This is a genomic window from Microbacterium sp., from assembly GCF_044508325.1.
Taxonomy (GTDB): Bacteria; Actinomycetota; Actinomycetes; order Actinomycetales; family Microbacteriaceae; genus Microbacterium.
Genome location: NZ_JBIQHX010000018.1, coordinates 40,040 through 46,721 on the forward strand (window position 1 = coordinate 40,040; position 6,682 = coordinate 46,721).

At 64.6% G+C, this 6,682-nt stretch carries 10 protein-coding genes; 6 read left to right on the top strand and 4 right to left on the bottom strand.

The window, feature by feature from the left end; all coding sequences use genetic code 11:
* A partial coding sequence (locus ACIWQI_RS13195) for a diacylglycerol/lipid kinase family protein (RefSeq protein WP_396658056.1) occupies window positions 1-869 on the top strand: 869 nt, incomplete at its 5' end.
* A 60-nt stretch (window positions 870-929) separates the two neighbouring features.
* Here the strand turns inward: ACIWQI_RS13195 and ACIWQI_RS13200 are convergent.
* On the bottom strand, window positions 930-1,094 hold the full coding sequence (locus tag ACIWQI_RS13200) for a hypothetical protein (protein ID WP_193598841.1): 165 nt from the start codon (window positions 1,092-1,094) through the stop codon (window positions 930-932).
* A gap of 169 nt (window positions 1,095-1,263) precedes the next feature.
* Between ACIWQI_RS13200 and ACIWQI_RS13205 the strand changes: the two genes are divergently transcribed.
* A complete protein-coding gene (locus ACIWQI_RS13205; RefSeq protein ID WP_286717033.1) occupies window positions 1,264-1,692 on the top strand; it encodes a hypothetical protein in 429 nt (142 codons plus the stop codon).
* A gap of 329 nt (window positions 1,693-2,021) precedes the next feature.
* Here the strand turns inward: ACIWQI_RS13205 and ACIWQI_RS13210 are convergent, their stop codons facing one another.
* The 3 genes from ACIWQI_RS13210 to ACIWQI_RS13220 are packed head-to-tail and all read right to left on the bottom strand — an operon-like array spanning window position 2,022 to window position 3,836.
* The gene (locus ACIWQI_RS13210; protein WP_396658060.1) at window positions 2,022-3,284 is read right to left on the bottom strand and encodes a tyrosine-type recombinase/integrase; all 1,263 of its coding nucleotides are present in this window, start codon (window positions 3,282-3,284) and stop codon (window positions 2,022-2,024) included.
* The gene (locus ACIWQI_RS13215; protein WP_396658062.1) at window positions 3,281-3,508 is read right to left on the bottom strand and encodes a hypothetical protein; all 228 of its coding nucleotides are present in this window, start codon (window positions 3,506-3,508) and stop codon (window positions 3,281-3,283) included. Before ACIWQI_RS13215 ends, ACIWQI_RS13210 begins: the two co-directional genes overlap by 4 nt.
* Window positions 3,509-3,530: 22 nt before the next feature.
* Window positions 3,531-3,836 carry a relaxase domain-containing protein gene (locus ACIWQI_RS13220; protein WP_396658064.1) on the bottom strand — a complete coding sequence of 102 codons (306 nt, stop codon included), beginning with the start codon at window positions 3,834-3,836 and terminating at the stop codon, window positions 3,531-3,533.
* Between ACIWQI_RS13220 and ACIWQI_RS13225 the strand changes: the two genes are divergently transcribed.
* From ACIWQI_RS13225 to ACIWQI_RS13240, 4 genes are all read left to right on the top strand, one after another.
* Entirely contained in the window at window positions 3,735-4,343 is a 609-nt protein-coding gene (locus ACIWQI_RS13225; protein ID WP_396658079.1) for a hypothetical protein, read from the top strand. The two genes, ACIWQI_RS13220 and ACIWQI_RS13225, sit on opposite strands and share 102 nt — an antisense overlap.
* A gap of 35 nt (window positions 4,344-4,378) precedes the next feature.
* Window positions 4,379-5,344, top strand: coding sequence for a lysostaphin resistance A-like protein (locus ACIWQI_RS13230; RefSeq protein WP_396658066.1), 966 nt, complete (start codon window positions 4,379-4,381; stop codon window positions 5,342-5,344).
* Window positions 5,337-5,966 carry a TetR family transcriptional regulator gene (locus tag ACIWQI_RS13235; protein WP_396658068.1) on the top strand — a complete coding sequence of 210 codons (630 nt, stop codon included), beginning with the start codon at window positions 5,337-5,339 and terminating at the stop codon, window positions 5,964-5,966. The genes ACIWQI_RS13230 and ACIWQI_RS13235 overlap by 8 nt, the downstream gene beginning before the upstream one ends.
* Before the next feature lie 91 nt (window positions 5,967-6,057).
* Entirely contained in the window at window positions 6,058-6,465 is a 408-nt protein-coding gene (locus tag ACIWQI_RS13240; protein WP_396658069.1) for an SdpI family protein, read from the top strand.
* Window positions 6,466-6,682: the final 217 nt, after the last annotated feature.

Genomic DNA, 6,682 nt, shown 5'->3' on the forward strand with positions numbered 1-6,682 from the left:
CCGCAGCGGAGCACGCTCTCGCTGCTGCTCCGGCGGTGGTGATGGTCGCTGGCGGCGACGGCACGGTCCGAGCCGTCGCGGAGGTGATGCAAGGGACGGGCATCCCGGTCGCGCTGGTTCCCCTGGGCACCGGCAATCTCCTCGCACGTGATATCGGTGCGCCGCTCAACGACATCGCCGCCTGCGTCTCCGTTGCCTTCGCAGGTGAGGACCGGTCCGTGGATGTCGGGGTGGCTGAGCTCGAGGACGAGAGCGGCGCCCGGCGTTCGCACGCGTTCATGGTCATGGCCGGCATCGGACTGGATGCGGAGATGGCGGAGAGCACAAGCACCATCGCGAAAAAGCATCTCGGCTGGTTCGCGTACGTCACACCGATCGCCCGCTCGGTCATCGCGAACAAGCTCTTCCATCTCGACTACCGAATCGACGGAGGGCGGGTGAGGTCGACGCGGGCGCACACGGTGATCGTCGGCAACTGCGGAACCCTCACCGGGAACATGCTCCTGATCCCCGCTGCGATCATCGACGACGGCCTGCTGGACGTCGTAATGATGCGCCCGACAGGACGCTTCGGGTGGGCGCGGATCGGAACCCGCCTCACCCTGCAAGGCCTCGCCCGCCGCTCCCCGCTCAGCCGCCGGCTCCTCCAGCAGACACCCGACCTCCACGCGCTCGCCTACGTCCAAGGAACCCGGTTCGAAGCCCGGTTCGACGCCCCTCACCTCATCGAACTCGACGGCGACAGCTTCGGTCACATCACCCGTGTTCGTGTCAGTGTCCGCCCAGGCACCCTGCATGTGCGCGTGGCGGCCGAAACGAACTCGGTGGAGAAGGGCACCGCCGCCCGGCAGCGGCCGTCACGCCTTTAGAAACCCCGACGCCACGGCAAGGGAGGTGGACCGCACCCCGTGCGTCCCGTGCGGGGGTGACTACGCCTTGGCCCGCTTGGCGCGCTGCCGGAGTATCCCGAAGATCAGGGTGCCGATGAAGAGCACGATTCCGATGATGGCCAACCAGAGCAGGCCCTCGAACACGAATCCCACGATCGACAGCACCGCCCAGGCCACAAGCAGGATGAGAAGAACTGTCCACATGCTCCTCACGCTACGCTCAATCGCCAGAGAATACCGGTGATCAACGACATTGCCTCTGCGCGATCTGTCCGGGCCCGCGGCTGGCCGGAGGATTCACAGCACGGGCTGACATAGTAGAAGCGTGCTCCGCCTCGGTGATGGCATACCGATCCGAGGAGAAGGGGCGCTCATGCCCGCATGGTGGGAACAACTTCTACACATCACAACCGGTCGCATCAGTCGCCACCACGAACTTCCCGATCTCCGGCACCTGCCGACACGGCCGGTCGCCCTGGAACGGACCCACTACCTCGTGAACGATCGCGAACGCGACAGCCAAGCGCCTCGCACCTACGTCCTCCGCACCCAGCCCCGCACGCGAAGATCCCCAGCCGGGGTCGCCGTCACCTCCAACGGACGCGGCGTCGGCCATCTGCCCGCCGATGCAGCAGACGCCATAGGCCCGCTTCTCGACCAACTCGGCGGGGCGGCAATCGTCAACGGCACAGGACCGAAAGCGGGAAGCATCCGACTCCGAATCGACCTGCCAGCCCCTGATGCGGTCGGCAAGTTCATCCAGACGCTCGCGAACACTCTCGAGCGCTCCGATCATCCGTGACTCCGAAATGATATTCCCGCGGCAGTCTCTCGTAGCCGGGGCTGGCCGGGCGACTCTTCATGCTGACGCCGACGCCATCTCGGGACATTGCGAGAGGCTAACTGTTTTCGCGCCATTCGGCTACAGGCCGACACGCTCTCGGAGACTGGAAGGTGACCGGAATCATGCGGCTCATGCATGGCATGACGTCTTCCGTGTTATGAGAGGCTCGGAGTCAAGCGGGTTACCAGCGCAGCTGCGTCATTTGGACGCCCGGAGATCAACGGCGTCCCGTATCGGCGACGACAGGGTCCCTTTAGCGTTGCGATGCCGACGCACGACCATAGGTCTTACGAGTTGAGATGGGCGGCGAAGCGGTCTACAGCGGAGCGCTGCATGGTCGAGGTGACGTGAGAGTAGATGTTCATCGTCGTGGTGATCGTGGAGTGCCCGAGCCGCTCTTGCACGACCTTGGGGTGTTCGCCGAGTTCGAGCAGCAGGGTCGCGTGGGTGTGACGCAGTCCTTTGATTGTGACCCGGTGTAGGGAGTCGAGCTTCGCGGTGGCCCATTTGAGGCGGCGATCCCAGCGGCTGGTCATCGCGTCGGGTGAGCGGACCTTCCCGTCGTCGTCGCCGAAGATGTAGGCGTCGGCTTTCGCAAGCTCGAACGACACCTCGGCCCGCGCGACCTTGTAGGAGGCGAGCACCTTCAATGTCTCGGTGTCCACGTCGATGACGCGGGCTTGCCCGGTCTTGGTGGTCTTCGTCTTCGTCCAGTCGTCGGTACCGACGGCGCGGCGGATGCTGACTCGCATCGTCTTCGTGTTGATGTCCGACCACTTGAGGGCGAGCGCTTCGGAGCGGCGCATGCCGGTGTAGGCGATGAGTCGCCACAGCGGGAACAGTTCGTCGTCGAGGGTGTCGCGGTTCCAGGTGAGGAAGGTCTGCAACTGCTCGGCCGTCCAGGTCGCGATCTCGGGTTTCTGCGCCCGCACCTCGCTGGACTTCGGCGGCTTCACGGTGCGCTTCTTCTTCGCCGGGTTCACCGTCAGGTGCCCGTCGTCGATCGCCGCGTCGAGGATCGCACCCAGCACGACATGCACCTTGTGGACGCTGTTGGCAGAGAGCGGCTGTCCTTTGCCGTATTCGTCGTTGCGGCCGTGGTCTTCGAGGTCGCGGTAGTGGCGGGCGATACGGGTGGCGGTGAGCTTGTCGAGCCGGATCGCGCCGAGCTGGGGGCTGATGTGGTTGCGGATGATCTTCTTGTACCCGGTGATCGTGGACGCCGCGAGCTTGAGTCCTGCCACCCACTCATCCGCGTAAGTCCCCACGGTCGGCACCTTGTTGCCGAACTTCTCGTTCTGCTTGCGCTGCTTCAACGCCTCCTGCAAGGCGTCGTTCGCCTCATCGGTGCTGGTGAACCCGGAACGAGTCAGCCGCCGCGATCCCATCTCGGGGTATTCGGGGTCTTTCAGGACGTAGATCTGGAACCGCCACCGCTTCCCCATGTCGGTGTCGCAAGCCTGGATCGAACCGGGCTGCCGGGAACGGGAGCGCCGCTGCTGCTTCTCACCCCCGCCGCCCCGCCCTGCGGACTGTGGCTTCTTCGTCATGACAGGGTGCTCCTTGCCGTCGTCTGCCCGGGCCGATGGGTATCGCCGTAGTTCTGGATGTAGTCGGCGGCGTTGAACACACGCCCCTCCGGGTCGAGTTGCACGCCTCGCTCCCGGATCACACGCGCGCGTGCCCGCGCTGTCTCCAAACGTTCCTGGTAGGCGGCGATGGTCTTGGGGTGGGCGCTCGGCTTCTCGGGATCGTCCTTGCTCGGGGCGGTCATGCCTCGGGGCCGATGCGCGCCGCTATGATCCAAACGCGCAAGAACAACACCAGCATCGGTGTGGCGAACCGTCAGAACTGGGGCAGCAGGGCGCGATTCGCGCGCACCCGATCCCCGGCCGATACGACCTCGCCCACTTGCAGGCCATCCACCGGCATCTGACTGCCGAGCTGTATGTCTGGGGTGGTGCCCATACGCGGGTGCCGATCTGGAAGTGGATATGCCGGTGCGGATCACCCGCCCGGGACGTGCGGTGCGACACCGCCACCGTCTGCAACTGCTGGACGGGCACAACCTCCTGCTTGCCGCGCGGACCCACACGGGTCACGGAGTGCTGAGCGAGCCACCGCTGAGTCGTGCGATGGTGGAGTTCGGATGGGTGTCGGCCGCCGTGGGGTTGACGTTTTTCATGTCGGCACTGTGGATGACGTTCCGAGCGAATCCTGGGACTCGCATTCCCTTCTACCGCAATCCTGAAACTGTTCCTGCCGGGGCGACGACGATGCGGTTCGTGGGTGGTGCGCTTCTGATCTTCGCGGCGGTGGCTCTCAGCGCGACCATCGGAGCCTGGGCGGTTGCTGTTGCGTTGGTGGGGCCGGTCATCGCGCTCTTCGCGATCACGATCCATAACCAACAACTCGTTGCCAACCCGACGATGCGCGCCGACCCGGATCAAGAACCTGGCGGCGAAGCGGAGCACGATGAGGCCCACGTGCGACGGCCACTGATCACGACGTTTGACGGCGTGAACTGGATACCCACGAGCTGGGGAGCGCTCGGCGTGGTCGCGGCTCTGGCAGTCCTCATCGGTGTCATCTTCTCCTGGCTTTCATAGTCGTCAAATCCTCCGTAAGAAAGGGCATCGACGAGATGGATCATCATGCCGAACAGGGCAACGGGCGCTACGCCACCTCAATAGCTGTGTTCGTCGGGGTAGCGTTCGCGCTGGCGTGGGCGCTGGCTCTGCCGCTGTGGTTCGGTGACGGACTTCGTGAGCCCTTCGCCGGGTTCTTGGTGACGGCGATGATGTTCGCGCCGACGGTGGCCGCGCTCATCGTCGTGTTCTTCATCGAGAAGCCAAAGCACAAGGCGCGAGCGCTGGGACTGGTTCCGCTCAAGCCCGCGGGCAGGTTGATCGGCTACCTGGTGATCGCGCTCGTGCTGCCGGTCGTGCTGTGTATCCTGGCGCTCGTCGTCGGCTCTCTGCTGGGCTTGTACCCGGCTGACTTCATCCACTTCTCGGGATACCAACAGATCACCGAGATGCAGCTCGCCGAGGCGGGGATCACCGAGCTGCCCGTACCGATCGGTGCGCTCGTCGCCATCCAGTTCGTCAACGTACTTATCGGGGCGCTCATCATCAACATCGTCCCGGCACTGGGTGAGGAGATCGGCTGGCGCGGCTGGCTGCTCCCGAAGCTGCTCCGATTCGGGCCGTGGCGCGCGATCCTCCTCTCCGGGGTCATCTGGGGACTCTGGCACACCCCCGTGATCCTGCTCGGACACAACTATCCCGGCACCCCCGGCTGGCTCGCCGTGATCGCGATGGTGGCGTTCAGCACCATCATGGGCGGGATCTTCGGGTGGCTCCGCCTCCGCGGCGGGTCCGTATGGCCCGCAGCGCTAGCCCACAGCACCCTCAACGCCGCCGCGACCCTCTTCGTCGTCTTCGTCGCCGAGACCGGCCGCTTCGACCCCCTGCACGCGAACATCACCGGCTGGAGCGGATGGATCATCCCCGCGATACTCCTCGTCTTGCTGGTCGCATTCGGCAAATTCACTCCCTTCGTGCCGAAGACCGCCCCCGTCGCCACCGAGCCGAGCGGGCATGGCTAAACAGGACAGGGCGATCACGACCCGGGAGAACATTGTCCAGGCGGGCGCGCGACTGTTCGCCCAGAAGCACTACGAGAGCGTCCGCATGGCCGAACTGCTCACGGAAGCCGGGATCACACAGGGCGGCTTCTACTTCCACTTCCCCGAGGGGAAGAAGACAGTCGCCGAGGAGATCATCGCCCGTCAGGACGGACGCTTCACCGAGCTACGGGACGCCGCAATCGCGGATACGAGCCTCGACGGGTTGAGCGCGCTGATCATGTTTCTCCAGACAGTCGTGAGTGAGATCGAGAACAACGTGGTCATGCGCGCCGGATTGCGGCTCGTCATCCAGGCATCCGAGCACTTCCCAGAAGTGGCACACATGCCACACCCGAGCTGGAACGACGCCATCGAAGCCGCACTCAAGAAGGCGGAAGCCGAAGGCTCATTGCGTCCCGACGTCGACACGACAATCGCCGCGCGAGGACTGGTGCTCCTGTTCATCGGAGCACAGACCAGTTCCTTCATCAACGACCAATGGGAGAGCATGACCGACCTGGCCGACACGCTCGTGGACTTCCTACGCACGAGCATCGCCGCGGATGGGTTCGTTCCCGCAGCGCAAAGGGATGACGCGTGAGTGTCAGGATCGAGCCGAGCCGATCCATGCTCGTGGCTCTTGATCTGCCGGATAGGCAGTCGGCGGACGCTCTGACGAATGGGGGGAACTGATGAACGAACAGCTGGCGCTTCTTCTGACGGCTGCCGGGACTGGCGTGGTTCTTGTCGTAGCGGGATGGGTTCTCGTCCGTGTCGCACGACGGGCAGCCGCTGGAACACTCAAACGCAACCAGGTCGCCGGAATCCGGACCAGTGTGACCCTCTCGTCGGACACCGCCTGGCGGGCAGCGCACGTCGCAGCGGAAAGGGACAGTGTGCGTGGCGCACTAGGGCTCATAGCAGGTGGGATGATGGCCGCAGCGAGCAGCCTACTCACGCTCGTCGGCGTTCCCTTCTCCATCGCAGTCACGACTTTCACTCTGATCGCGCTCAGCGCGACGACATGGCTGCTCGTTTGGACGCTGAGGGGCACCGCCATCGGACAGAGGGCCGCAACGCAGGCCATTCCAGAGAGGTAACTCCTGCACGCCTCGCGCCGCGAAAAGTGCTAACGAAAGTGCTAAGCAACCTGTAGGTCGGGGTATCGCGGTGGAGTTATCCACAGGGCACATGCCGCAGATCGTTGATTTTGTGCGGCAGAACGCCCTACACAGTTTCGTGGCGCGCGGGGGTCGAGGTCAGTTCAAGTCCCCCCTCGCGCACAGAAGACCACTTCGACGAAAAGGGCCCTGATGA

Bases quoted from the DNA above. Each gene is read 5' to 3' on its own strand.
- ACIWQI_RS13215 (WP_396658062.1), bottom strand. From the start codon at position 3,508: ATGACCGCCCCGAGCAAGGACGATCCCGAGAAGCCGAGCGCCCACCCC.
- ACIWQI_RS13230 (WP_396658066.1), top strand. From the start codon at position 4,379: ATGGATCATCATGCCGAACAGGGCAACGGGCGCTACGCCACCTCAATA.
- ACIWQI_RS13235 (WP_396658068.1), top strand. From the start codon at position 5,337: ATGGCTAAACAGGACAGGGCGATCACGACCCGGGAGAACATTGTCCAG.
- ACIWQI_RS13240 (WP_396658069.1), top strand. From the start codon at position 6,058: ATGAACGAACAGCTGGCGCTTCTTCTGACGGCTGCCGGGACTGGCGTG.
- ACIWQI_RS13200 (WP_193598841.1), bottom strand. From the start codon at position 1,094: ATGTGGACAGTTCTTCTCATCCTGCTTGTGGCCTGGGCGGTGCTGTCG.
- ACIWQI_RS13210 (WP_396658060.1), bottom strand. From the start codon at position 3,284: ATGACGAAGAAGCCACAGTCCGCAGGGCGGGGCGGCGGGGGTGAGAAG.
- ACIWQI_RS13205 (WP_286717033.1), top strand. From the start codon at position 1,264: ATGCCCGCATGGTGGGAACAACTTCTACACATCACAACCGGTCGCATC.